Origin of the sequence: Streptomyces sp. NBC_01294 (assembly GCF_035917235.1) — a bacterium.
Lineage (GTDB): Bacteria > Actinomycetota > Actinomycetes > Streptomycetales > Streptomycetaceae > Streptomyces > Streptomyces caledonius.
In genome coordinates this window covers 7048695-7072510 of record NZ_CP108423.1, presented here as the reverse complement: position 1 = coordinate 7072510, position 23816 = coordinate 7048695, and the positions used below count along the sequence as shown (strand labels likewise).

The following is a 23816-nucleotide window of genomic DNA, read 5'->3' as shown; positions in this document are numbered from 1 at the left end:
TGTTCCAGCGGCGCCAACCCTACGCAGGCGCGGCGGAAAGGCGCCGACGGACGTCCGGCGCGGGGGCCGCTACTCCCACTCGTCCCACGGCGGTTCGTCCAGGTCGAAGGGCGGCTCTTCGTCGTACGCCGGCGCAGGCCGGGCCGCCGGCACGGGCGCCGCGAGGGCCGGGGCGGGCGGGCCCGGCTGGGCCGCGGGTGCGGGTGCGGGTGCGGGTGCGGTGGACTCGGGGGCGGTCGACTCGGCGGCGGTGGTGGGAGGTTCGGTGCCGTCGCACTCCGCCAGGGTGTCGAGGACGCCCTGCCCGTACTTGGTGAGCTTGGCCTCGCCGACTCCGCCGACCGTGGCCAACTCCTCCACCGTGGCGGGGAGTCGTGTCGCGATCTCCCGCAGCGTCGCGTCGTGGAAGACGACGTACGCCGGTACCCCCTGCTCGCGCGCCGTCGCGGCCCGCCAGGCACGGAGGGCCAGGAAGACCGGTTCGGCCCCGGCCGGCAGGTCGACCGGGACGCGGGCGCCCTTCCCGGAACGTGCCCCGGACTCCTTGCGGGGCGCGGCGGCCGCCTTCTCCTTGCGCATGGAGACGCTGCGGCGCCCTCCCAGCACCTCGCCGCTGTCCTCGGTCAGCACGAGCGTCCCGTAGTCGCCCTCCACCGCCAGCAGTCGCTGCGCCAGCAGCTGGCGCACGACACCGCGCCACTCAGCGGTGCTCAGATCCGCCCCGATGCCGAAGACCGAGAGCCCGTCGTGGTCGAACTGGATGACCTTGGCCGTCTTCTTGCCCTGCAGGATGTCGATGATCTGGCCGGCGCCGAACTTCTGGCGCCTTTCCTTCGCCAGCCTCCACACCGTGGACAGCAGTTTCTGCGCCGCGACCGTCCCGTCCCAGGACTCGGCCGGCGTCAGACACGTGTCGCAGTTGCCGCAGGGCCCGCCCGACTGCCCGAAGTACTCCAGCAGACGCCAGCGGCGGCAGTCGACCGTCTCGCACAGCGCGAGCATGGCGTCCAGGTGCATGCCGAGCGAGCGGCGGTGCGCCTCGTCGCCCTCGGAGCCGTCGATGAGCTTGCGCTGCTGGACCACGTCCTGCAGGCCGTACGCCAGCCACGCCGTGGCCGGCTCGCCGTCGCGCCCGGCGCGGCCGGTCTCCTGGTAGTAGCCCTCGACCGACTTCGGCAGGTCGAGGTGGGCCACGAAGCGCACGTCCGGCTTGTCGATGCCCATGCCGAAGGCGATCGTGGCCACCACCACGACGCCGTCCTCCCGCAGGAAGCGCGCCTGGTTCGCCGCACGCGCGCGGGAGTCCATGCCGGCGTGGTACGCCACGGCGTCGATGCCGTGCCCCACCAGGAAGGCCGCGGTCTTCTCCACCGAGGCGCGCGAGAGGCAGTAGACGACTCCGGCGTCCCCGTCGTGCTCGGTGCGGATCAGTTCCAGCAGCTGCTTGGTCGGGTTGTTCTTCTCGACGATGCGGTACTGGATGTTCGGCCGGTCGAAGCTGGCGACGAAGTGCCGCGCGTCCTCCAGACCGAGCCGCGCCACGATCTCGGCGTGGGTGGCCTCGGTGGCGGTCGCGGTCAGCGCGATCCGCGGCACCTTCGGCCAGCGCTCGTGCAGCATGGACAGCGCCAGATAGTCGGGCCGGAAGTCGTGACCCCACTGGGCGACGCAGTGCGCCTCGTCGATCGCGAAGAGGGACACCTTGCCCCGGTCGAGCAGCCGCTGGGTGCTCTCGGTGCGCAGCCGCTCGGGGGCCAGGTAGAGGAGGTCCAGCTCGTCGGCGAGGAAGGCCTGCTCGACGGCCTGCCGCTCGTACGGGTCCTGGGTCGAGTTGAGGAATCCGGCCCGCACCCCGAGTGCGGTGAGCGCGTTCACCTGGTCCTGCATCAGCGCGATGAGCGGCGAGATCACGACACCCGTGCCGTCTCTGACGAGCGCCGGGATCTGGTAGCAGAGCGACTTGCCGCCGCCGGTCGGCATGAGCACGAGCGCGTCACCGCCGTCGACGACCTGCTCGATGATCTCCTGCTGCTCGCCGCGGAAAGAGCTGTATCCGAAGACGCGGTGCAGCATCTGCACGGCATCCGAGATCTCGGGGGACGCGTCCGAAAGGGCCATTCACGAAGCGTAACGGCACCCGCCGACACCCCGGCTCCGTCCACCCGAACCTGTGGACAACTCCACAGCGCCCCTGCACCGGCTTCCGGATCCGCCTCCGCTCCGGATCCGGTCCCGGTCCGGGTCCGGGTCCTGCCGCGTCGGCCCTGTCAAGTGACGAACAACCGGGGCTACGGCCTCCGCCCTCCTCCCGGCACGGTGGAAGCCGACCGTCCTGCGCAAGAGCAGGGCCCCGACGCCTTCAGGATCGGAGGCACCCGTGTCCCGTCGTACAGGGGTCTTCGTGACCCGCCGCCCCCGCCTCGTCCTCCTCGGCGCCCTCGCGTTCCTCGTGCTGTCCGTCGTGTTCGGCGCGGAGGCGACCGGCCGGCTCAAATCGGAGGGGTACGACGATCCGCGATCGGAGTCCAGCCGCGCCGCCGTCATCGCGGCCGGGGGCCCGGGCGCGTCCCCCGACCTGGTCATCGTCGCGCAGGCCCGCAGCGGGTCCGTCGACGACCCGGCGGCCCGGAGCGCGGGCGAGGCCCTGACCGGACGCCTCGCCGCGCAGCCGCAGGTCAGCTCCGTGACCTCGCACTGGACCGGCGGTGCGGCGGAGCTGCCCAGCCGGGACGGTCACGCAGCCATGCTCGTCGCGCACGTGGACGGCGAGGGCGAACAGCTCGGGGCCCGGGTCAAACGGCTCGGCCGGGAGCTGACCGCCTCGACCGGTTCCGACACCTCGGCCCTGACGGTGCACGTCGGGGGGAGGGCGCTCGTCGACGCCGAGCTCCAGGACATCTCGGAGTCCGATCTGATGCGGGCCGAGTCCGTCGTCCTGCCGGGCACCCTGATCCTGCTCGTCTTCGTGTTCGGCAGTGTCGTGGCCGCTTCCCTGCCCCTGCTGATCGGGGTGCCGGCCGTCGCCGGGACGATGCTGGTCCTGAGCGCTCTGGGCCTCTACCCGGCCGTACCCGAGGAACTGGCCCGGCTGCGCTTCTTCATCACCTGCAGCCACACGCCCGACCAGATCCGCCGGGCCGTGACCGCGCTGGAACAGCAGCTGCGGCACCCGGACCTGGCACGCGCCGCCTGAGCCCGCCGCCATGGACACCGTCTTCCGTATCCTCGCGCCGGGCCCGGTCCACCGATGGGGCGGAGCCGCCCTCGTCGTGCCCGGCGCGCCGACCTCCACCGGCCCTGGCGGGCGCCTGGGCGCTGAAGGAAGCCGCGGTCAAGGCCGGCCGGAGCAGCGTCTTCGGGGCCGCTCCGCGCCGGATCGCGATCCTGGGCCTGCACCCGCCCGTGCTCGGCGGGCGGCGCCGCGCGATGGTGTGGCGGACGGACGGTGCGGTCCTCGCCCTCGTCCTCGCGTACCCGGCCGCGCCACCGGGCCTCCCGGCGGGGCGTGCGGCCCTCTCCCCGGGTCCGGCCGCCCGGGAGCCCCCGTGGCGGCACTGCGTTGGTGCTCCTTGCCCGGCCGGATGATGCTTGTCAGTGGAGCCCCTGGCCGTGCGGGTTGCCGTGGGACGCGGCGAAGGAACTAGCGAGGGCGAGATGAGCGGCGATGGAGCAACTTCCCACATCTCCTGGTGAGCGGCCGGAGGACACGAGCTCCTCCCGCGGGGCGGCCTACACGGCCACGGCCACCATCAGCGAGCAGGGCATCGTGACCGAGTGGAGTGAGGAAGCCAGTCGGCTGCTCGGCTACGTGCCCGCCGAGGTCGTGGGTCTGCCCGCCGCCCATCTGCTCGCGGACAGCGCCGGCGATGCCGCGCGGCGGATCCCGCCCGACCAGCACCGGTGGAGAGGCACGGTGGCGCTGCGGCACCGGGACGGGCGGCGGCTGGAAGTGGGACTGCTCGCGCACCGCTGGACGTCCACCGGCGGGACCGCCAAGTGGTTCGTGGTGTCCGCCGTGGCGGGTGGGCCCCGCGTTGCCTGGGACGAACCCCTGAAGGACTGGGCGTTCACCCAGTCCCCCTGCTCCCTGGCGATCTTCGATGCGGACCTGCGGCTGGTGCGGGCGAACGCGGGCATGGAGGGCACGCTGTCCCTCTCGGAGACCGAGATGCGCGGGCTGCGCCTCTCGGAGATCGCGCCGGATCCCGTGAGCGACGAGACCGAGCGCAAGATGCGACTGGTGCTGGAGAACGGTGAGCCGCAGTCGGTTGATTCGTTCGTCCGCCCCACGGGTGCGGGCACCGAGCACGGCGGGGCGACCTCGCTGGCCCCTTTGCGCGACACGGACGGCCGGGTGCGCGCCGTGTACCTGACCACGCACGACAGGGCCGGGACCGAGGACGGTCTGCAGCGGATGCTCCTGCCGGACGTCACCAACGCCCGCATCGGCACCACCCAGGACAGCACCCGCACCGCACAGGAGCTGCTCGACGCCGCCGTCCCCGGGCTCGCCGACTTCGCGTTCGTCGACCTGCTGGAGCCTCCGCCGCGCCCCGACGAGCCGTCCCCCGCCCCGGTGACGGGGCCGGTCACCGTGCGCCGCACCGCCGTGCGCTCCGTCCTCGAAGGGAGCCCGGAGTCCCGGGTCACGGTCGGAACGACGACCGTCCATCCGCCGCTGTCGCCTCCCGTCGAGTGCCTCGCCGCGGGCCGCGGGGCCGTGTACGGGAGCGCCGACCCGGCCCTCGCCCGATGGGTCGGGCAGGATCCCGGGGCCGCCTGGATCACCGAGTACGGGACCCACTCGATCATGGTGGTGCCGATGCGTGCGGGGGGTACCACGCTCGGCGTGGCCGTCTTCAGCCGTCACCAGCGCCGGGAGCCGTTCCATCCCGAGGACCTGTGGCTGGCCGAGGAGCTCACGACCAAGGCGGCCGTCAGCATCCACTCGGCGCACCGGGCCGGCCGCGAGCACACCAGCACGATGACGCTGCAGCGCAGCCTGCTCCCGCACACCCTGCCCGTCCAGTCGGCGCTCGACATCGCCTCCCGCTACCTGCCCGCCGGTGGCGGGGCCGGCGTGGGCGGCGACTGGTTCGACGTGATCCCGCTGTCCGGCGCCCGGGTGGCCCTGGTCGTGGGCGACGTCGTCGGCCACGGCATCCGTGCCACCGCCACGATGGGCCGGCTGCGCACCGCGGTACGCACGCTGGCCGACGTCGACCTGCCGCCCGACGAGCTGCTCACCCACCTCGACGACCTGATCATCCACCTGTCCGCCGACGAGGCCGACCAGGGAGCCGCCGGGGAGGCGGCCGGGGGCATCGGCACCACGTGCCTGTACGTGGTGTACGACCCGGTCACGCGCCGCTGCACCGTCGCCCGGGCCGGTCACCTCCCGCCCGCCGTGGTCTCCCCGGAAGGCTCCGTGTACCTCCTCGACGTCCCGGCAGGCCCGCCACTGGGCCTGGGGGGCCTGCCCTTCGAGACCGTCGAGGTCGAGCTCCCCGAGGGCAGCGTCCTCGCCCTGTACACCGACGGGCTGCTCCAGCCCCGCGAGCACGACATCGACGAAGCCCTGGACAGCATGTTCGCGGCCCTCGTCCGTCCCGCCTCCACGCTGGACACGGTCTGCGACCGGGTCCTGACCGCTCTGCTGACCCACCCTCCCGAGGACGACGTCGCCCTCCTCGTCGCACGGACCCGGGCCCTGCATTCCGACCAGGTCGTCGTCTGGGACCTGAACTCCGATCCCTCCGTCGTCAGCCACGCCCGCCGGTACACCACGGACCAGCTGACGGCCTGGGGGCTCGACGAGGCCGCCTTCGTCACGGAGCTCCTGGTCAGCGAACTGGTCACCAATGCCATCCGGTACGGCGAGCCGCCCATCCAGCTCCGGCTGATCCACGAGAACACCACCCTGATCTGCGAAGTCTCCGACGCGAGCAGTACCGCCCCGCACATGCGGCGCGCCCGGACCTTCGACGAGGGAGGGCGGGGCCTGCTGCTGGTCGCCCAGCTGGCCCAGCGCTGGGGCACCCGGCACGCCCCCATCGGCAAGACCATCTGGGCCGAGCAGTCCCTCATCGGATTCTGAGGACGCGACGGGCCGTGTGACACGCCTGTGACGGGGCAGACGGCCCGCCAGATGGGGCTCTCCAAGCACACGGTCGACGCCTGTCTCCACCGCATCCGGGCCAAGCCGGGCATCAACACCACGGCGGAACTGACCCGACTGGCCGTCGCCCTGGGACTGCGACGCGCAGCAACGTGCTCTACGGCTCGCCGGACGGGCCGCGGAAGACCGGCAGGGCCCAGGCCGGCGGCTCCGCCGGCGGAGCCAGGGGCCTGCCGCCGCCGCTGCCGGTGGCGGCGCGCAGGGCCGCCACGAATTCCAGGCAGGAGTCGTAACGGTCCTCGGGCACCTTCGCCAGAGCCTTGCCCAGAACCTCGTCGACGGCGGGAACGATCCCCGGCCGCCGCTCGCTCAGGGGAGGCGGCGGGTCGTACTGGTGCGCCCACAGCAGCGCCGCGTCCTCTTCCCGCACGAAGGGCGGACCGCCGGCCAGGGTTTCGTACACGACGCAGGCGAGGCTGTAGAGATCGCACCGGCCGTCGACCGGCCGGCCGGAGATCTGTTCCGGCGCCATGTAGTCGAGCGTGCCGACGAACTCTCCGTCCGTGGTGAACCCGGTGAGCGCCAGGGCCTTCTTCGTCAGCCCGAAGTCCGTGAGGTAGATGTGCTCGGGGTGGTCGCTGTCGGTGCCGGCGGCGACCAGGATGTTGCCGGGCTTGACGTCGCGGTGCACCAGATCGTGCTCGTGGGCCGCGTCGAGGGCCGAGGCCACCTGGGCGGCGATGCGCAGGGCGGTCGCGACGGGGAGCGGGCCCTCGCGGTCCAGCAGGGCCCGCAGGTCCAGGCCGGAGACGTAGCGCATGGCGATGTAGAGGACGCCGTCCGTCTCCCCGGCTTCGAAGATCGGCACGATGTGCGGGTGGTCGATGGAGGCGGCGACCCGCGACTCGTGCGTGAAACGGCGGCGGAAGGTGTCGTCGCGGGCGCGCTCCGGGGCGATCAGCTTGAGCGCGACCGTACGGTCCAGGCGCAGGTCCTTCGCGCAGTAGACGACGGCCATGCCGCCGCGTCCGAGCATGCTCTCGACCCGGTAGCCCGCGATCTGCTTCCCGATCAGGCCCGACGGCCTGCCCGCGTACACGCTCAGGTTCGATGCCGAGCTCATCAGGCGCCCCTCGGACGACATTGCTCAACGGTCGCGCCGCTCGACGCGACGGTGTCGGCTCGGACGCGTACTGGACGCGACGGGCCGCTCCTCCTACCGAAAGTCTATCCAGTGATCCACACGCGTGCCCGTTCGAGATGGGCACGGAGGCGGGCGCGGCGGGCCGGCCCGGTGCTCCCGGCCGCGTACGGGCCCGCGGCCCCACCGGTCGAGCCCCACCGGTCGAGCCCCGCGGTCGAGCCGGCGTGCCCGTCCGCGGCGAGCGCCGTAGCGTGAGTCCCGTGCGCCACACCACCGCGGCCGCGGCCGTGACGGCAGCCTTGTGCGCGGCCGCACTGGCCTGTTCCACCCAGGCGGACCCGCCGCGCTACCAGGCCGCGCGGCCCGACCCGCCGCCCCGCCTGTCCGCGCGGGTCACGCCCGTGCCGCCGGAGAAGCTGGGCGCCTCCTACCGGGCGGGCTGCCCGGTGCCGCCGGAGCGGCTCAGGCTGATCCGGATGAACCACGTGGGGTTCGACGGCCGGATCCACGTCGGCGAGATGGTCGCCCACGAGGACGCGGTCCGCCCTCTCCTGCACGTCTTCGAGCAAGCCTTCGAGGCGCGCTTCCCGATCCGCCGGATGCGGGTGATGGCCGAGTACCGGGACGACTCCGAGGCCATGGCCGACGACAACACCTCCGCCTTCAACTGCCGACCCGTCACCGGCGATCCCCGGCAGCTGTCGCAGCACGCGTGGGGGGACGCGGTGGACATCAACCCCGTCGAGAACCCCTACGTCGACGTCCACGGCGTCGTCCACCCGCCGAACGGGCACCCCCACCTCGTACGGTCCCTCTCCCGCCCGGGCCAGATCCACTCGGGCGACGCCCTCACCGCGGCGTTCCGCGAGGTGGGCTGGTACTGGGGCGGGCGCTGGGCCAACCGGGACTACCAGCACTTCTCCGCCAACGGCGAGTGAGTGCTCCGCGCTGCGCGGCGTCAGTCCCGGCCGAACCAGGCATCCGCGAGGGAGCCCGGTGTCGCGTCCGCCGGCACACCCAGTTCCCGCATGTACCACGGCAGGTTGCTGTACACGTGCAGCAGTGTGCAGGCGAGCAGTTCGGCCGGCTCGAAGCCGCGGCCGTACGACGCGAGGAGCCTGCCCAGCAGCCCGGGGTCGGCGCGGGTGACGAACAGTCCGGCACCGGCGAAGTCGTAGGCCCGGTGGCCGATCATGGCCGGCTCGAAGTCGAAGAATCCGGTCAGGCGCCAGCCGTCGGGATCCACCAGGAGGTGCTGCTGCATCACCTCGGTGTGCAGCAGGACCCGCTGGGGCTCGCGCGGCAGCGGGACGGAGGCGAGGAAGTCGGGAATCTGCTCCGGCCATGCGTCGGGCAGCCCGTGCCTCCGCTGCCGTTCCACCGCGCCCGCCCGCTGACGGTCGACGAAGGCGCCCCAGTCTCCGGGGCCGAGGACGTCGGCGAGGGGTTCGGGGTCGAGCGAGTGCAGCACCGCCAGCGCGTCGCCGACCTCGGAGGCGAGCCGTTCCCGGTCGGCCCGTGGTATCCGCGGCCAGGCGTGCGCCAGGCCCTCGCCGCGGAGCCTGGACATCAGGACGTAGCGCCAGCCGTTCTCGTACGTACCGGACTCCCGGACCTGCGGCGTCGCCACCGGCAGCCGGCCCTGGAGGTGGGCGAGGACCCGCCCCTCGGCGACGCCGTCCCGGGCCGCGGCGGCCGGGAACAGCTTCAGGACGTGGTCGTCACCGACCGCGTAGACGGGTTGGGAGCCCTCCGGGAACCGGCCGAGGAGCGCTGCGCCCAGGCCCAGGCGGCGGCACAGGTCCTCCGCGCCCGGCCGCATGATCGTTTCGTCGGGGAGACAGCGGCCCATTCCTCGTCCGTCTCCACCACAGGCAACATGATCGGGACCGTGGGGGGGCGTGACCGCGCCTCACAACAGGGTTTCCCCACCGCCGCACACCGGTCCCGGTGGGCGCGCGACCCGTGGCCGCCGGGGACCGCGGATGGTGCGCCGACGGCATGTTTGCGCCTGCGGAAAGCGGTGAGACTCCCTGTGCGCCGCGTGCCGTTACGACCGCCGCGGCGCACCAACGGCCACAGCCCCGCGAGGTCCCATCGCGGCCAGGCCCCACAGCCCTCGTGCACACATCGCACGACCGCCACCGGGCCGGAGGCGACTGTGGAGATGGGAGACCCTCATGATCGTTCTCGGAGTCATCCTGCTGATCATCGGATGGCTGCTCGGCGTCTCGATCCTGTGGACGCTGGGCATCGTCCTCGTCGTCATCGGCGTCGTGTTGTGGATCCTCGGGGCCGTCGGGCACCAGGTCGGTGGACGGCGCCACTACTACTAGCGCCGCCGCCGAGTCCATCTCCTCACGACGACGGAGCCCTCCGCCTGCGGACACGTCCACGTGCCGCAGGCGCGGGCTCGCTACCCCGGTCCTCTGCCGGCCGCGGCGCTCAATTTGCTCAATTCGCTCACTGCCTCCGCCGCCTCCCTGCGAACCTCGGGGTGGGGATGGTCGAGGAACCGCTCGATGATCGGCAGCGCCGCCCGGTCGTACGTGTCGCAGAGGATGCCCAGGACGTAGCCCAGGAGCACCGGTTCAAAACGGTCCACGCCGTCGGCCAGCGGCTCCACCACCCGGTAGGGAAGCTGGTAGGGCGTCGAGGCTGTGAAGATCGCGTGCAGTGCGGACTCCCGCAACGTATGGCCCTCGTCGGAGAGCGCGACCTGGACGAGACGCTCGACGGCTCGCTCGGCATCGTCCTGCGTCAGGCGGCCCGTCTCCAGGACATCGCTGATGACCTCGAGGCAGTGGTCCCGACGGCGGGTATCGGCGGCCGTCAGCTCCTGCCAGGCCGATTCGATCACTGCCGTCAGGCGCTGGTACACGTCCATGGCCAGAGCATAGGAGACGGCCGTCGGCCCGGTCTCGTGGATAAACGCGTTTCCCTTCGGTGCCGATCGGCCCTTACGCGCGGCCGGGCGTCGGATCTGCGGGTCGACGGCCGAGTGCGACCGCGGCGAGGTCGGACGGCAGTTGGCGCACGAATGCCGCCACCGCCTCGGGCGCCGTGGCGAAGTGGGCGACGCCCTCGCTCTCGAAGGACGTGTCGATCGTGTACCGGTCGATGTCATGAGCGACCAGCGTGGGTCCCACGACGGACAGGTGGGGGCGCGTCGTGGTCGAGAAGCGCAGCGCCCAGTGACTGGTGAACGGGTAGAGCCCCCGCAGCACCGGTTCGGCGTGGGCCGCCTCGACCAGCGCCTGGTACGCGGGCCGCCACGCGTACTCCAACTCGCCGGCCTCCGTGCGCAGGCGCTGCCACTCGCTCTGCGTCAGGCGTACGGGGTCGAGGTCGGGCACCTCGAAGCGGCCGGTCAGGTGCACGAACGGGGCGGCCCGGCGGATGTCGCTCAGCGCCGTCCCGTCGTGCCATGCCCGCGCGGCCTCGGCGACCTCCGCCAGGTCGTCCGTCGTGCCGTCGACGAGTGCCATGCCCTCGAACGAGTCGGTGCCACGGATCGACCACTGCCGCTCGTGGCGCCACGCGCTGATCTGCAGGGGCTCGCGGTGCGGCGCCGTGCAGCCGACCGTGGCCCCCAGCAGCGGAGCGAGTTCCGGGCTGGAGAGGGGGACGGAGGCGAGACGGCCCTGCGCCACGGCCCGGAGCGCCGCGCTGAGGCTGCCGTGGGCCTTGATGTCGGGATACAGGATGGCTGGATCGGGATGTGTGACCACAGGACCTGATTGTGCCCGACCCGCCCTCGGTGGAGATCACGTGCTTGCGGCGGAAGGGGACGTGGCGGCGGGCTTCCGGGCAGCCGCCTGCGAACGGGCGGGGGCAGCCGGTGAGGGCTCGTGCGGACCACCACCATTTGGCTGCGGGCGGGACCGGCCTTCGGTGGGGGGTGCGGGTGGGGAATATGCGGGGCGGACGCCCATGTGCGGGTGGCACGCATCGAGTTGAGTGGGCAGTGCCGATCGGCCGGTACGCAACCCGCACCAGCCGCGCTCACCGCGCGCTCGACCGTCGAGGAGGTGATCCCGATGAGCGTCCTGAAGTTGCCGCACACGGAGGCCCGCACCCCGCAGAGTGCCGCCGCCACCGTCAGCGTGACCAGCGGCAACAGCAACCGCTGTAGGTCTCCAATCGGCCCGGGCCACCCGGATTGACCCGCCGGATCCGTGCGGGGGCTCGGCGCTCCCCCGTACGGATCCGGCGCCGCCGCCGCGCTCTCCTAGGGCACCAGGTCGCGAGCGGCGGTGGCGAACGCCGTCCGGTTCGGGTGGCCGGTCTTCTGGAGGAGGCTCGCCACGTGCTTCTCGACGGTGCGCAGCGAGATGTGCAGCCGCCCGGCGATGTCCCTGTTGCTGATCCGTTCGGCGACTAGCCGGGCCACTTCGAACTCGCGGACGGTGATCCCGGACCGGCGCAGATCCGGCGGCACCTGCTCCGTGCCCGTACGCCGTTGCCGGACCGACGCGCCCATCCCGCGCAGCAGGGCCCGGCCGGCGGCGGCGACCGCCTGGAGGCCGGCGCCGTGGAAGTACTCCTCCGCCTCGCGCAGCCACTCGACCGGCGCGCCCCAGCCGTCGTCGTACGCCGATTGCGCGACCAGGCGCAGACACAGCCGGCGCGCCATGGGGTACAGCTCGGCCGCCTCCAGCGCCTTGTCCGCCGCGGCCGCCGCCTCGTCGCGGCGGCCCTCGCGGCCGAGCAGCACGGCGTGCGCCAGGCCGACGAACTGGTGGTTCCAGCGGGTGCCGCTGACGCTCGCCTCCGCGATGTCGGCGTAGTGCCGCCGGCCCATGCGTCCGGCGAGCACGCCGAGCAGCAGGATGACGCCGTGCTTGCCGAACTCTCCGATCGCGGGGTTTTCCGCGTCGTAGGCGAGTGCCTGGGCGAACTCCTGCCCCGCCGCGTCGTGTTGCTCCTCCAGCAGCGAGCAGAACGCGCGCGCGAGTCCGTACGACATGGCGCGCACGCCCGGCGCGGCGTCGAGGAGGGGGCCGAGCCGCTCCAGCGCCCCCTGCATCTCGGCGCGCCGGCCCTGGTGGGCGTACCGTACGGCCTCGGCGAGCTGCAGCATGGCCAGCGGCCGGCCCAGTCCCAGCCGTGACGCGTCGGCGACGCCCTCGCGGATCAGGTCGCGTGCCTCCTCGAAATCGCAGCGCTGGATCCGGTCCAGTGCGAGGACGAAGCCGGTTTCGTGCGCCAGCGGCAGCAGGCCCATGCCGAGGGCCTCCTGCCGGACCTCCTCGACACGCGTCGGCCGGCCGTCGTGGCTCGCCGCGACGACGGCCAGGTGCACCTCGGCGGCCATGCGCAGGACCGGGAGCCGGTGCGTGAGGGCGATCGCGCGGGCCCGCCGGAAGTGGGCCGTCGCCGTCGGCTCGTCCTGTTCCCGGGCCAGCTGCCCGAGCAGCAGGAGGGCCTTGCAGGCCACGTCCGGCAGGTCGACGCGCTCGGCGGCGTCCAACGCCCGGTGGGCGAACCGGGCGGCGGTGCGCAGCCGGTCGGGGGCGAGCCGGCTCAGCTCCACGTGCACCGCGGCGACGTCCACGACGGCGGCCTGGGCATCGGCCGGGTGGCCCGCGAGCAGGGAGCGGGCGATGTCGAGGTGCCACAGGCCTTCCGCGGGGCAGCCCATCAGGGTGGCGATGTCGCTCAGCCGTGCGTGCAGCCCGGCGCGTCGCCGGGCGGGCATGCCGTGCTCGCCGCCGCCCCCGCCCAGGGAGTCCAGGACGGCGGCCGGCTCCGGTAACCGGTCGAACCGCGCCGCGCAGGCGACGGCGTCCAGCAGCTGTTCCAGCACCGTGGCGTGCAGTTCGGGTGCGGTACCGGGTTCGACGAGGCGGTGGGCGCGGGACAGCAGCGCCACCGCCCGTTCCACCGTGCCCTCGCGCATCGAGCGCTGCGCCGCCTCGCAGTACAGGCGGATGGCCTCCCGGGTGTCGTCGGCGTGCTCGTACAGCTGGGCGGCGTGCGCGCACCAGGCTCCGGGCAGTCCGGGGTGGAGGTCGGTCAGCGCGCGGGCCGCGCGCCGTGCGTGTCCGGCGCGCTCCCCCGGTCCGAGGTCGTCCAGCAGGGCGTCGGCCGCCAGCTGGTAGCGGAAGGCGTACCACTGCGGGCCCGACCCGTCCGGGGTGATCAGGTACGAGGCGACCGCGGCGCGCAGGACGGCGGACAGCTCGGCGTGGTCGCGGCCCATCGCGTGTTCCAGCACCGGCAGCGGGAAGCGCCGGCCGAAGAGGGCCGCCATGCTCAGGAACTCCACGCCGAGCGGGCCGAGCCGGCGGGCCTGGCGCCGGACGGTGTCCGCGACGGTGGAGGGGACGGACGGCGTCCGCGTGTCGTGGAGGGCGGTGCGGCCGGTGTGGTCGTGGACGAGCTCCCTGACGACGAACGGGATGCCGGAGCTGCCGTCCACGGCGCGGTGGACGAGCTCCGGGCAGACTTCCGCGGGTGCGATGCCCAGTTCGGCCGCGACGAGGAGGTGCACGTCGGAGCGGCCGAGGGGATGCAGGTCGAGCACGGTCGCGGCCCCGCGCTGACGTGCCCGCGCGGCAAGTTCGGTCGCCGCGCAGGGGGCGCGACCCGCGATGAGCAGGAGGACGGCCGGCTGGTGGCCGATGTTGTCCAGGAGGTACTCGACGACCGCCAGTGTCCCGGCGTCGGCGTCGTGCAGATCGTCGAGGACGAGCAGGCAGCCGCGCTCCCCGGCGACGGCGGTGAGCAGGCGCAGCATCGTCTCGGCGACCATGAGGTGCGATGCGGCGCGGGCGCCCGGATCCCGGGTGTCGCCGAGCAGCCGGGTCAGGACGGGCCCGCAGTGGCCCAGCCCGTCCGGGTCCGGCAGCAGGCCGGCGCGGGCCAGCAGGAGCAGGGCTTCGACCAGGGGCCGGTAGGGGACGGGCGGTCCGACCGCGCCGGCCCGTCCGCGGACGGTGACCATGTCCGCAGCGGCGGCCGCGGAGAGGGCCTCGGCGGCGAGCCGGGTCTTGCCGACGCCGGGTTCGCCGGTGACGAACAGCGCTCCGCCCCGCCCGGACCGGGCGGCGGCCAGGGTGGTCGTGATCTGCTCCATCTCGGCGCCGCGTCCGACGAGTTCGCCTCGTCCGAGGTGGGGTCCGCTGTGCGGGCCCGTGGCGCTGCAGTCGTCGTCCGGTAGCTCCGGCCAGAATACGGACACCGGCTCGTCCCCTTCCCGGCGGCCCTTCGAAGGCGCCGCCGGGATGACGATAGGGAGGGCTCGGGTGCCGCCTGTAGCCGTCCGTTTGGGGGGCTTGCGCCTGAGGCCGATCTTCCGGATCTTGCCGGGCGCTCGCGGCAAGGCGGTCCGGGGAGACGCCCCGAGAGGTCACCCCCCGTCGAGGCTGTCCTCCCGTACCCGCCGGGCCAGATCGAGTTTCGTGTACGTGGGGCGGCCGGCCTGCTGGTACTTGGCCTTGACCCGGTCCAGGTAGTCCTTGGCCGTGTGGACGGTGATGCCCGCGCGCCGGGCGGCGGACTTGAGGGTCATTCCGGATGCGTAGTCGAGCAGGATCTGGCGTTCCCGGGGGGAGAGCCGGGGGCGGGCGGGGCTGTCGTCGTGCGCGCAGGCGAAGGCGAGTTCCGCGGAGTGGGCGCTGCGGCCCGCCGCGAGGTCCTGGATGGCGGCGACGAGCGTCGGCAGGTCGTGGTCCTTGGTCAGGTAGCCGTCGGCGCCGGCGCGGATCGCCTCGATGATCCGGGAGCGGTCCGGCACCGTGCTGATCATCAGGACGCGGCTGCCGGTCCGCACCAGCCGCCGGATGTTGTCGGCGGGGGCGGAGCCGTCCCGCAGCACGAGGTCGAGGAGGACGATGTCGGGCGGGACGTACGCCGCCCCGCCGCCGCCCGTGTGGGGATGGTGCGGGTCCGGCGTATCGAGCGGATGGTGCGGGTCCGGCGCACGCGCGTCGAGGAGTTCCCCGACGGTGGCCGCGGTCGCCGTGAGCCGCAGCTCCGGCACCCCGCCCAGCCAGGCCCGCAGTCCGTCGAGGAGCATCCGGTCGTCGTCGACCACCGCGACGGTGATCACCCGGGCCATCTCAGCTCCACCCGTACTCCCTCGCCCGGGGCGGTGTCCACCGTCGCCCGGCCCCCCACCTCGGCCATCCTGCCGTGGACCGAACCGCGCAGCCCGAGGCCGGGCTCGCACCGCTCGGGGTCGAATCCGGGCCCCCGGTCGACCACGGTGACCACGGCTCCCCCGGGTCGGTCCGGGTCGCCGGTCGCGGTGACGTAGGCGTGCCCGGTGCCAGCGTGCCGCCGTACGTTGTTCAGGGCCTCGCGCACGGCGTCGCCCAGCGCGGCGGCGACCTCGGGCGGCACCTGCGGCAGGGCGTGGTATTGGGCGGTGACCCGCAGTTGGAGGCTCTCGACGGATCGGACCGCCTCCTCCAGGGCCGTGCCGATCTCCCGGTGGTGGACCTCGTCGGCGGTCTGCTGGATCAGCCGGCGCAGGTACGCGGCCTCGCGGGAGCACCGTTCCCGCACCTCGGGGGCGTTGGCGTCGACCGCCCCGGACGCCAGGGTGGTCAGCGTGGCGAGGACGGTGTCGTGCAGCGCCCGGTGGTGCTCCAGCCGCTCGGCGTAGCGCGCCTTGTGCGCTTCGGCGGCCAGCGCGCGGGAGTTGGCGTCGTCGAGGAGGCGTCCCTGCCGGAGCAGGTACCACCTGAAGACCCAGGTCATCACGGCCGACGACACCAGTGAGTTGACATGGCCGAGGACGACGGAGGAGTTCGCGCCCACCATCTGGTAGCCGATGACGTGGGTCACCACCAGGAGGGCGACCACGGCGACGGCGTGGAGCCGTTCGAGGGCGATGGCCGCGGCGGCGCTCGCCGACCCGCCGAGCAGCATCGCCCATGCGATCGTGGGCGGTTCGCGCACGCCGCCCCAGACGCAGAGGGCCAGGGGCAGCACGCACCCGGTCACGAGGACGTCCGCCCAGATGTGCCGCGGGTCGAACCGGCCGCGCCGCAGGGCCGCGCCGTACGTCAGCACGCTCAGTCCCAGGGCCGCGGCGAGCCCCACGAACTGCAGGGGCTGTGAAAGACGGTGGGCGACGGCGAGGACGCCGACCGCCAGATGGCTCCCCCGGTAGAGCAGGGTCGCCACGATCACGAAGGACTGGGCGCGCTGCAGCCCCGACCCCACCCCGGTCGCCTGCCGCGGTATTCGTGTGCGGCGTACCTGTAAGGATTGAAATCCCAAGACCACCCCTCCCCTGCCGTCGGCACCGCGGGATCCCGGAGTCGTCCCCGGCGGAACGGGGTGGGCCGCGCGGCGGCCCGCAACTGCCAGTGTCATCAGGCATTTTGCCCTAGCAGCTACACGCCAAATAGGCGCCTGTCGGCCTGCTCGCGCTTGGCCGAGGGTCGCTCCCCCCACGGTCGGCCGGAAACGCCTTCGACGCCGACGACGGCCCTGCTCCCGGCTCTTGACCCTCACGTGGCGTCAGGCTGCATAGTCGGCGTCGTGGAAGATCACTGGACCGTGGGACGCGTGGCCGAGCTGGCCGGCGTGAGCGTCCGCACGCTGCATCACTATGACGGGATCGGGCTCGTGCGGCCGTCGGCGCGGACCGCGGCCGGGTACCGGGCCTACTCGGCGGGCGACGTGGAGCGGCTGCGGGAGGTGCTGGCCTACCGGCGGCTGGGCTTCGGTCTGCGGGAGGTCGTGGAACTGGTCGGTGACCCGTCCACCGACGCGGTCGCGCACCTGCGCCGGCTGCGGGGCCTGCTGCTGGAGCGGCGTGATCGCGCCGACGCCATGGCGGCGGCCATCGACAGGGAACTTGAGGCACGGGCGAAGGGACTGAAGGTGACACCGGAGGAGCAACTGGAGATGCTCGGTGCACGGCTGTACGACGCGATCGGCGGCGCGTACACCGCGACACGGCGTACCGAGCCGCGGATCGCCGCGCAGATCATCGACGCGCTCGGGGACGCGCGGACGGTGCTGAACGTCGGGGCCGGCACCGGCTCCTACGAGCCTGCTGATCGCGACGTGACCGCGGTGGAGCCGTCGGCGGTCATGCGGGGTCAGCGGCCTGCCGGCTCGGCGCCGTGCGTGGCAGCCGCCGCGGAGAGCCTGCCGTTCGATGACCACTCCTTCGACGTCGCGATGGCCGTCTCCACCGTTCACCACTGGGGGGACCCGATCGCGGGGCTGCGCGAGATGCGGCGCGTGGCCCGCCGCGTGGTGGTGCTGACGTTCGACACCGACGAGCCCGGCTGGCAGGACCGGTTCTGGCTTACCCGCGACTACCTTCCCGAATTCGCCGCCGTCCTCGCCGGCTTTCCCTCGCTTGCCGGGATGGCCGACGCGATCGGCGCGCGCACTGAGCCGGTGCCCGTCCCGTGGGACTGCGCTGACGGGCTGTTCGAGGCGTACTGGCGCCGACCGGGGGCGTATCTGGAGGATCACGTGCGCCGTGCGATGTCCGTGTGGACGAGGGTCGGGCCGGAGGCCGAGCAGCGGGCGGTACGAAGCCTCGGCGCCGACCTCGCCTCCGGCCGGTGGGCCGAACGCAACAGCGACCTCGCCTACCTCGACGCGGCAGATCTCGGCCTCCGCCTGCTCATCGCTTGAATGGACGCCGGCCGCGGTCCTTCACCCGGCGCCCGGCCAGGTGAACGGTGACGGCGTCGGTGAAGGCGGTGGCGTTGTGGCAGCTTCGGGAGAACAGGGCCACGACCGCCGTGACCGGCCCGCGTCGCCGGACCCCCTTCCCAGGCACGTGCGACCGGAGGGTCCGGGTGGCCGGATCACGTTGCGTGGTGGGGGCGTTGGGACGGATGTTGCCCACGGCACGTCGTCGGCGGCGGGTACGGTTCCGGCATGGACGTTTCAGCAACTGGTTCGACTGCCGACCACGTGTCCCCGCCGGCAGTGATCAAGGACATCGCACGTCAACAGCTGGCGGAGCTGGGCGCCGGCGGGCTGTCCCTGGATGCCGTGGCGCGCGACAGCGGACTGACGGTCACCGACGTCGTGTCCGCCTTCCCGCACCGTGACGACCTGCTGACCGCGCTGGTCATCGACGCCTACAACGCGTCCGGCGCCGCGATGGAGCAGGCCGACGCGGCCGCCGCGGCCGCGGGTGCGCCGGCGGGTGAGCGGCTCCTCGCGGTCACGCGTGCGCTGCGGCAGTGGTCCTTCGACAACACCGCCGAGTTCACGCTGATATACGGCTCGCCCGTGCCCGGCTACCACGCCCCGCAGGACACGGTGCTGCCCGCCTCGCGCACTCCCGGGGTGCTCGGCGGCATCGTGCGGGCGGCCCTCGAAAAGGGTGAACTCACCCCGCCGCGGCAGCCGGTGCCGGGCCCGCCGCTGCTGCTGCCGGCGGCCGTGCAGCTGTACGGAGGCGCGCCCGAGGCTCCGTTCTCGGACATCCTCGAACGCGGCATGGTCCTGTGGAGCAGTCTGATCGGCCTCCTGGTGTTCCAGGTCTTCAGCCGTACCCACGACAGCGTCCGGGACGAGTCCGCGTTCTTCGACTACGCGATCGCCGTCGCCGCCGAGGGCATCGGACTCGTGGTCCCCACAGGCGGGACCACCGGCTGAACCGGCCGCCGCACGCGCGGCGCCCGCGGGGATCCGGGGTGGTCCCCCGCCGTCATCCGACGGTCATCCGTCGTTCGCGCCACCAGTCCAGGGTCGCCTTGACCTGCTCGTCGACCGGTGTGGCGCGGAAGGCCAAGGCCGCTTCGCAGGCGCTGGAATCGACGACGAAGGGACGGTCGAACTGGTAGCGGACCTCCTTCAGTTCGCGGAGCAGCGGGGAGAAGAGCGAGCCGACGCCCACCACGGCCGGCGGGATCCTGCGCACCGCGACCGGACCCGTGCCGGCCTGGGCGGCCAGCCGGCCGACCATCTCCCGGACGGACAGCGGGCGCTCCGTCGGGACGTGCCAGGGGCGTCCCCAGGCCCGTTCCGCGCCCGCGGCCTCGACCAGCGCCCTGGCCACGTCGGGGAGGTAGGTCCAGCTGTGCGGGGCGTCCGGGTCGCCCAGGGTGGAGACGGACTTGCCGCGCAGCAGGCGCGGCACGACCCGCGCGGCCAGGTGCCCGCCGTCCGTGACGCCGGGCCCGAAGAAGTCCGAGGCCCGCAGCTCGACGGCCCTGATCCGGCCCTGCTCGTGCAGCTGCCGCGCCTGCTCCCAGACCGCGGCGCGCACCCGCCCCTTGGGGCCGGTCGCCGCGAGCGGCAGCGCCTCGGTCAGGGGGCCGTCCACCGGTCCGTACCCGTAGAGGTTCCCCAGCATGACCAGTACGGCCCCGGTGGCCTCGGCCGCGGCGCAGAGGGACCCGGCCAGCGGCGGCCATGCGCTCGCCCAGTGCTGGTAGGGCGGCGCGGCGCAGCCGTGGATCGCGGCAGCGCCCCGCGCGGCTTCGGTCAGCCGCTCGCTGTCCGCCGCGTCGCACGCGACGTGCTCGATTCCGGGTTCCGGCGTTCCGCCCGACCGGGTGACGACCCTGACCGCATGGCCCTGTTCGGCGAGCAGCCGAGCAGTGGCGGCGCCCGCGGGACCGAAACCTACGACGATGTGAAGGCTCACATACGCACATTAGCCCGAACTCCGGGCGGCGCGGGCGGTCGCGGGCGGCCGCGCGCGCCCCGACGTGCTCACAACATGACGTGTTTGACCTGGGTGTAGTCCAGCAGACCGGACAGCGAGAGGTCGCTGCCGTAGCCGGAGTGCTTGACCCCGCCGTGCGGCATCTCGGAGACGGTGGTGCCGTGGGTGTTCACCCACACGATGCCGGTGTGGAGGGCGCGGGTGGCCCGCATGGCCCGGTCGTGGTCGGTGGTCCAGACGCTCGCGGCCAGTCCGAAGCGCACTCCGTCGGCGAGCCGCAGGGCCTCGGCCTCGTCGGCGAAGGGCTGGACGGTCACGACGGGGCCGAAGACCTCCTCCTGCACGATCTCGTCGTCCTGGCGGACTCCGGCGACCACGGTGGGCGCGTGGAAGAAGCCGGGGCGCGGGAGCCGACTGCCGCCGGTGACGATCTCGGCGTGGGCCGGCAGGCGGTCCAGCAGGGCCTGCACCGAGGCCAGTTGGTACGCGTTGTTGAGTGGGCCGAAGTCGGCCCCGGGCTCGTCCGGGGGGCCGGTGCGGAGCTTTCCCGCCTCGGCGGCGAAGGCCGCGAGGAAGGCGTCGTGGATCCGGTGGTGGACCAGGAGCCGGGTGGGCGCGGTGCAGTCCTGGCCGGCGTTGTAGTAGGCGACCGCGGCGAGGGCCGCGGCGGTGGCGTCCACGTCCACGTCCTCGTGGACCAGGACGGGAGCGTTGCCGCCGAGCTCCAGGTGGACGCGTTTGAGGCCGGCCGCGGCGGCCGCCGCGATCTCCTGCCCGGCGCGCACGCTGCCGGTGACGGCGATCAGGGCGACGTCCGGGTGCGCGGTGAGGGCCCGGCCGGTGTCCCGGTCTCCGCAGACCACGTTCAGTACGCCGGGCGGCAGGTGGGCGGCCGCGAGCCGGGCCAGCAGCACGGCGGAGGACGGAGTGGTGTCGGCGGGCTTGAGCACCGTGGTGTTCCCGGCGGCGATCGCCGGGGCGATCTTCCACGCGGCCATCATCAGCGGGTAGTTCCAGGGGGTGATCTGGGCGCAGACGCCCACCGGTTCGCGGCGCAGCAGGGAGGTGCGGCCCTCGGTGTACTCGGCCGCGGCGGCGCCCGGGAGGTTGCGTGCGGAGCCGGCGAAGTAGCGCACGGTGTCGACGATCGCGGGCAGCTCCTCCGTCCTGAACTGGCCGGGCGGCTTGCCGGTGTCCGCGGTCTCGGCGGCCACGAAGGCGTCCGCGTGCGCCTCGATGGTGTCGGCGAGGGCGAGCAGGGCCCGCTGCCGGGCGGCCGGGGTCGTCGTGGACCAGTGTCCGTACGCCGCGGCCGCCGCGGCGCAGGCGGCGTCCGTGTCGGCGGGGCCGGAGCGCGGGGCGTGGCCGTGCACCCGGCCGGTGGCGGGGTCGACGAGTTCCATGGTCTCGCCCGAGGCGGCGGGGCGGTCCGCTCCCCCGATGTGGTTGCGCAGGGTCTCAGCCACGGCGCAGCGCCTCCTCTGCGGCGTCGCGTCCGGTGCGTACGGCGCCCTCCATGTAGCCGGCCACCCACTGGTCTGATCCGCAGACGTAGAAGGGCGGCTCGTGGGTGCCGTGCCGGGGGCCGACGGCCATGACGTCGCCGGGGGTCCACTGGGTGACGTACCCCTGGGTCCAGGGGTCGGTCCCCCACAGGCGGAGGTACGTGGCGAGGGGGCGGTGCCCCCGGTCGCCGTAGAGGCGCGCGACGTCGGCCAGCAGCTCGGCGGTGCGCAGCGGGGCGGGCATGCCGAGCAGGACTCCGTAGCGTTCGGGCGGGACGAGCGCGGAGAGGATCCCTTCGCTCTGCGGCCAGGTGCTGCCGAGGACCCCCTCGCATTCGGAGAGGCCGCTGAGGCCGCGGTCGCGCCAGAAGGGCCTGTCGTACGCGGCGGTGAACTTGGCGGCGAGGGCGTGGCGTTGGCGGTGCAGGGAGGCGAGGCGTTCGTCGCTGACACCGGTGACGGCGACCGAGCGGAGCGGGCCGACGGGGAGGGCGCTGACCACGGCGGAGGCGGTCAGCGTCTCGCCGCCCGCCAGGCGTACGGAGCAGTGGCCGGGCCGTACCGCGACCGCCTCGACGGGTGAGCCCGTACGGATCCGCCCGCCGAGTGCCTCGGCCATGCGCAGGGCCACGGTCGCCGATCCCTCGGCCACCCGCAGGCCCTCCCAGGCGTCGTACTCGTAGTGGCCGGTGCCGGGTACGGCGGCGTGCTTGCGGAGGGCCGCGAGCAGGGAGGTCCGTTCGCAGGAGCCGTCGGCGAGGGCGAGTTGGCCGATCTCCCACAGGCGTACGACGGCCTGGCCGGCGCCCTGGGAGCGGAGCCAGTCACCGACGGACAGCCCGTCGAGGGCGGTGGCCTCGGGGTGGGACCAGGGGTCGGCCGGGTCGACGGTCCCGGCGAGCGCGGTGAAGGCGGCGGTGACCTTGGCGTGACAAGCGTCGTCGCCGGGCCCGAACCAGTGGGGCGGGTTCCCCGCGGAGACGCCTTCGGCGGTGGCGCGGACGAGGGCGCCGGGCTCGGCGACGTAGCTGGGGACCAGGGTGAGGCCCAGCTCCGCGGCCAGGGCGGTGTAGGCGGTGTGGGCCCGGCCCACCACCTCCCCGCCGAGCTGGACCAGCCGGCCGTCGGGGAGCGCGGTCTGTTCGACGCGGCCGCCGACCCGGTCGCGGGCCTCGACGACGAGGACGTCGGCCCCGCCTGCGGCCAGGTCGCGCGCGGCGGCGAGACCGGACAGGCCGGCGCCGAGCACGATGACGTCGTGGTTCATGGGTGTTCCTTCGGTGGGTTCCGGACGGCGGCGCGGGTGCGGGGGCGCCGGTGCGGGCGCTGGTGCGGGTGCGGGTGCGGGTGCGGGGTCAGTCGAGGACCAGGCAGTGTTCGGGCTTCCAGCCGATCTCGACCTGCTCGCCGCCGCTCCAGCGGTCCTCCATGCGGGAGCGGACGGTGTTCTGCTCCAGCACGGACACCGTGACGCCGGGGGCCAGTTCGATCAGGTAGGTGGTGGTCGGTCCGCAGTAGACGGTCTCCCGGACGACTCCGCTCACCTGCGCCATGCCCGGTTCGAAGTCGGAGAGCCAGATCTTCTCGGGGCGGATCGAGAGGCTGACCCGGCTGCCGTCGGGGACGTCGGACCGGGGGCCGACGGGCAGGGCGGGGCCCTGGTCGAGGACGACCCGGCCGGCCCGGTAGGTGCCGGGGACGAGGTTGGAGGTGCCCATGAAGGAGGCGGTGAAGCTGCTCGTCGGGCGCTCGTACACGTCCTCCGGCGTTCCGCACTGCTCGATGCGGCCCTCGTTCATGACGGCGATCCGGTCCGACATCGTCAGCGCCTCGTCCTGGTCGTGGGTGACGAAGACGAAGGTGATGCCGACCTCGCGCTGGATCTGCTTGAGCTCGACCTGCATCCGGCGGCGGAGCTTGAGGTCGAGGGCGGCCAGCGGCTCGTCCAGCAGCAGCACCTGGGGCCGGTTGACCAGGGCGCGGGCGAGGGCGACGCGCTGGCGCTGGCCGCCGGAGAGCGTGGGCGGCTTGCGGGCGGCCAGTCCCCCGAGCTGGACGAGGTCGAGCATGTCGGCGACCCGCTCGCGGATCTCGGCGCGGGGGACGCCCTTGCGCTTGAGGCCGAAGGCCACGTTGTCGGCCAGCGAGAGGTGGTCGAAGAGGGCGTAGCTCTGGAAGACGGTGTTGACGTTGCGCTTGTTGGGCGGCAGGCCCGTGACGTCCTCGCCGTCGAGCAGGACGCTGCCTTCCGTGGGGTCGGCGAAGCCGCCGGTCATCCGCAGCAGGGTGGTCTTGCCGCAGCCGGAGGGGCCGAGCAGGGAGAAGAACTCGCCCGGGGCGATGTCGAGGGTGACGTCGCGGACGGCGTAGGCGTCGGAGTTGGGGTACTGCTTGCCGACCCGGTCGAGCCGGACGGCGGGGTGCGCGGGCGGGTGCTGCATG

General features: G+C 73.5%; 18 protein-coding genes and 1 pseudogene. 7 read left to right on the top strand and 12 right to left on the bottom strand.

What is annotated here, in order from left to right; all coding sequences use genetic code 11:
• Positions 1 to 69: 69 nt before the first annotated feature.
• Positions 70 to 2118: a DNA helicase RecQ gene (gene recQ / locus OG534_RS32000; RefSeq protein WP_326592680.1), complete on the bottom strand. Its 2049-nt coding sequence runs from the start codon at positions 2116 to 2118 to the stop codon at positions 70 to 72.
• A 259-nt stretch (positions 2119 to 2377) separates the two neighbouring features.
• Here recQ and OG534_RS31995 point away from each other — a divergent pair, with 259 nt between their 5' ends.
• Positions 2378 to 3193, top strand: coding sequence for an MMPL family transporter (locus tag OG534_RS31995; protein WP_326592678.1), 816 nt, complete (start codon positions 2378 to 2380; stop codon positions 3191 to 3193).
• A 471-nt stretch (positions 3194 to 3664) separates the two neighbouring features.
• A complete protein-coding gene (locus OG534_RS31990; RefSeq protein ID WP_326592677.1) occupies positions 3665 to 6097 on the top strand; it encodes a SpoIIE family protein phosphatase in 2433 nt (810 codons plus the stop codon).
• Between the two features lie 178 nt (positions 6098 to 6275).
• Here the strand turns inward: OG534_RS31990 and OG534_RS31985 are convergent, their stop codons facing one another.
• On the bottom strand, positions 6276 to 7241 hold the full coding sequence (locus tag OG534_RS31985; protein WP_326592675.1) for a serine/threonine-protein kinase: 966 nt from the start codon (positions 7239 to 7241) through the stop codon (positions 6276 to 6278).
• A gap of 281 nt (positions 7242 to 7522) precedes the next feature.
• Here OG534_RS31985 and OG534_RS31980 point away from each other — a divergent pair, with 281 nt between their 5' ends.
• Complete coding sequence (locus tag OG534_RS31980; protein ID WP_326592673.1) at positions 7523 to 8200, top strand: M15 family metallopeptidase; 678 nt, start codon at positions 7523 to 7525, stop codon at positions 8198 to 8200.
• A gap of 20 nt (positions 8201 to 8220) precedes the next feature.
• Here the strand turns inward: OG534_RS31980 and OG534_RS31975 are convergent.
• Positions 8221 to 9143 (bottom strand): annotated as a pseudogene (locus OG534_RS31975) (phosphotransferase family protein).
• Positions 9144 to 9442: 299 nt separating this feature from the next.
• Between OG534_RS31975 and OG534_RS31970 the strand changes: the two are divergent.
• Positions 9443 to 9598, top strand: coding sequence for a DUF6131 family protein (locus OG534_RS31970; protein ID WP_326592671.1), 156 nt, complete (start codon positions 9443 to 9445; stop codon positions 9596 to 9598).
• 80 nt (positions 9599 to 9678) lie between these two features.
• Here OG534_RS31970 and OG534_RS31965 read toward each other — a convergent pair whose 3' ends face one another.
• Positions 9679 to 10149: a HEAT repeat domain-containing protein gene (locus tag OG534_RS31965; protein ID WP_326592670.1), complete on the bottom strand. Its 471-nt coding sequence runs from the start codon at positions 10147 to 10149 to the stop codon at positions 9679 to 9681.
• Between the two features lie 73 nt (positions 10150 to 10222).
• The gene (locus tag OG534_RS31960; protein ID WP_326592669.1) at positions 10223 to 10993 is read right to left on the bottom strand and encodes a DUF6193 family natural product biosynthesis protein; all 771 of its coding nucleotides are present in this window, start codon (positions 10991 to 10993) and stop codon (positions 10223 to 10225) included.
• 210 nt (positions 10994 to 11203) lie between these two features.
• On the opposite strand from OG534_RS31960, the gene OG534_RS31955 reads away from it, so the two are divergent.
• On the top strand, positions 11204 to 11428 hold the full coding sequence (locus OG534_RS31955; RefSeq protein ID WP_326592668.1) for a hypothetical protein: 225 nt from the start codon (positions 11204 to 11206) through the stop codon (positions 11426 to 11428).
• A gap of 65 nt (positions 11429 to 11493) precedes the next feature.
• Here OG534_RS31955 and OG534_RS31950 read toward each other — a convergent pair whose 3' ends face one another.
• The 3 genes from OG534_RS31950 to OG534_RS31940 all read right to left on the bottom strand — a co-directional run bounded on the left by OG534_RS31950 (position 11494) and on the right by OG534_RS31940 (position 16439).
• Positions 11494 to 14448: a helix-turn-helix transcriptional regulator gene (locus tag OG534_RS31950; RefSeq protein ID WP_326592667.1), complete on the bottom strand. Its 2955-nt coding sequence runs from the start codon at positions 14446 to 14448 to the stop codon at positions 11494 to 11496.
• 168 nt (positions 14449 to 14616) lie between these two features.
• A complete protein-coding gene (locus OG534_RS31945) occupies positions 14617 to 15327 on the bottom strand; it encodes a response regulator transcription factor (protein WP_326592666.1) in 711 nt (236 codons plus the stop codon).
• The gene (locus OG534_RS31940) at positions 15315 to 16439 is read right to left on the bottom strand and encodes a sensor histidine kinase (protein WP_326592664.1); all 1125 of its coding nucleotides are present in this window, start codon (positions 16437 to 16439) and stop codon (positions 15315 to 15317) included. The genes OG534_RS31945 and OG534_RS31940 overlap by 13 nt, the downstream gene beginning before the upstream one ends.
• Positions 16440 to 16778: 339 nt before the next feature.
• On the opposite strand from OG534_RS31940, the gene OG534_RS31935 reads away from it, so the two are divergent.
• Both OG534_RS31935 and OG534_RS31930 read left to right on the top strand, forming a co-directional pair.
• Positions 16779 to 17876, top strand: a complete 1098-nt coding sequence (locus tag OG534_RS31935) for a MerR family transcriptional regulator (protein ID WP_326593972.1) — start codon at positions 16779 to 16781, stop codon at positions 17874 to 17876.
• A 249-nt stretch (positions 17877 to 18125) separates the two neighbouring features.
• Positions 18126 to 18854 carry a TetR/AcrR family transcriptional regulator gene (locus OG534_RS31930; protein WP_326592663.1) on the top strand — a complete coding sequence of 243 codons (729 nt, stop codon included), beginning with the start codon at positions 18126 to 18128 and terminating at the stop codon, positions 18852 to 18854.
• A gap of 52 nt (positions 18855 to 18906) precedes the next feature.
• Here OG534_RS31930 and OG534_RS31925 read toward each other — a convergent pair whose 3' ends face one another.
• The 4 genes from OG534_RS31925 to OG534_RS31910 all read right to left on the bottom strand — a co-directional run bounded on the left by OG534_RS31925 (position 18907) and on the right by OG534_RS31910 (position 23815).
• Entirely contained in the window at positions 18907 to 19848 is a 942-nt protein-coding gene (locus tag OG534_RS31925) for an NAD-dependent epimerase/dehydratase family protein (protein ID WP_326592662.1), read from the bottom strand.
• Positions 19849 to 19916: 68 nt separating this feature from the next.
• Positions 19917 to 21335, bottom strand: coding sequence for an aminobutyraldehyde dehydrogenase (locus OG534_RS31920; RefSeq protein ID WP_326592661.1), 1419 nt, complete (start codon positions 21333 to 21335; stop codon positions 19917 to 19919).
• Entirely contained in the window at positions 21328 to 22641 is a 1314-nt protein-coding gene (locus OG534_RS31915) for a flavin monoamine oxidase family protein (protein WP_326592659.1), read from the bottom strand. Before OG534_RS31915 ends, OG534_RS31920 begins: the two co-directional genes overlap by 8 nt.
• Before the next feature lie 88 nt (positions 22642 to 22729).
• Positions 22730 to 23815, bottom strand: coding sequence for an ABC transporter ATP-binding protein (locus OG534_RS31910; protein ID WP_326592658.1), 1086 nt, complete (start codon positions 23813 to 23815; stop codon positions 22730 to 22732).
• Between the last annotated feature and the right edge of the window lies 1 nt (position 23816).

What these genes read in the sequence shown, in the direction of transcription:
- OG534_RS31970 (WP_326592671.1), top strand. Translation starts at nt 9,443, where the DNA reads ATGATCGTTCTCGGAGTCATCCTGCTGATCATCGGATGGCTGCTCGGC.
- OG534_RS31990 (WP_326592677.1), top strand. Translation starts at nt 3,665, where the DNA reads ATGGAGCAACTTCCCACATCTCCTGGTGAGCGGCCGGAGGACACGAGC.
- OG534_RS31965 (WP_326592670.1), bottom strand. Translation starts at nt 10,149, where the DNA reads ATGGACGTGTACCAGCGCCTGACGGCAGTGATCGAATCGGCCTGGCAG.
- OG534_RS31915 (WP_326592659.1), bottom strand. Translation starts at nt 22,641, where the DNA reads ATGAACCACGACGTCATCGTGCTCGGCGCCGGCCTGTCCGGTCTCGCC.
- recQ (WP_326592680.1), bottom strand. Translation starts at nt 2,118, where the DNA reads ATGGCCCTTTCGGACGCGTCCCCCGAGATCTCGGATGCCGTGCAGATG.
- OG534_RS31910 (WP_326592658.1), bottom strand. Translation starts at nt 23,815, where the DNA reads ATGCAGCACCCGCCCGCGCACCCCGCCGTCCGGCTCGACCGGGTCGGC.
- OG534_RS31930 (WP_326592663.1), top strand. Translation starts at nt 18,126, where the DNA reads ATGGACGTTTCAGCAACTGGTTCGACTGCCGACCACGTGTCCCCGCCG.
- OG534_RS31945 (WP_326592666.1), bottom strand. Translation starts at nt 15,327, where the DNA reads ATGGCCCGGGTGATCACCGTCGCGGTGGTCGACGACGACCGGATGCTC.
- OG534_RS31985 (WP_326592675.1), bottom strand. Translation starts at nt 7,241, where the DNA reads ATGAGCTCGGCATCGAACCTGAGCGTGTACGCGGGCAGGCCGTCGGGC.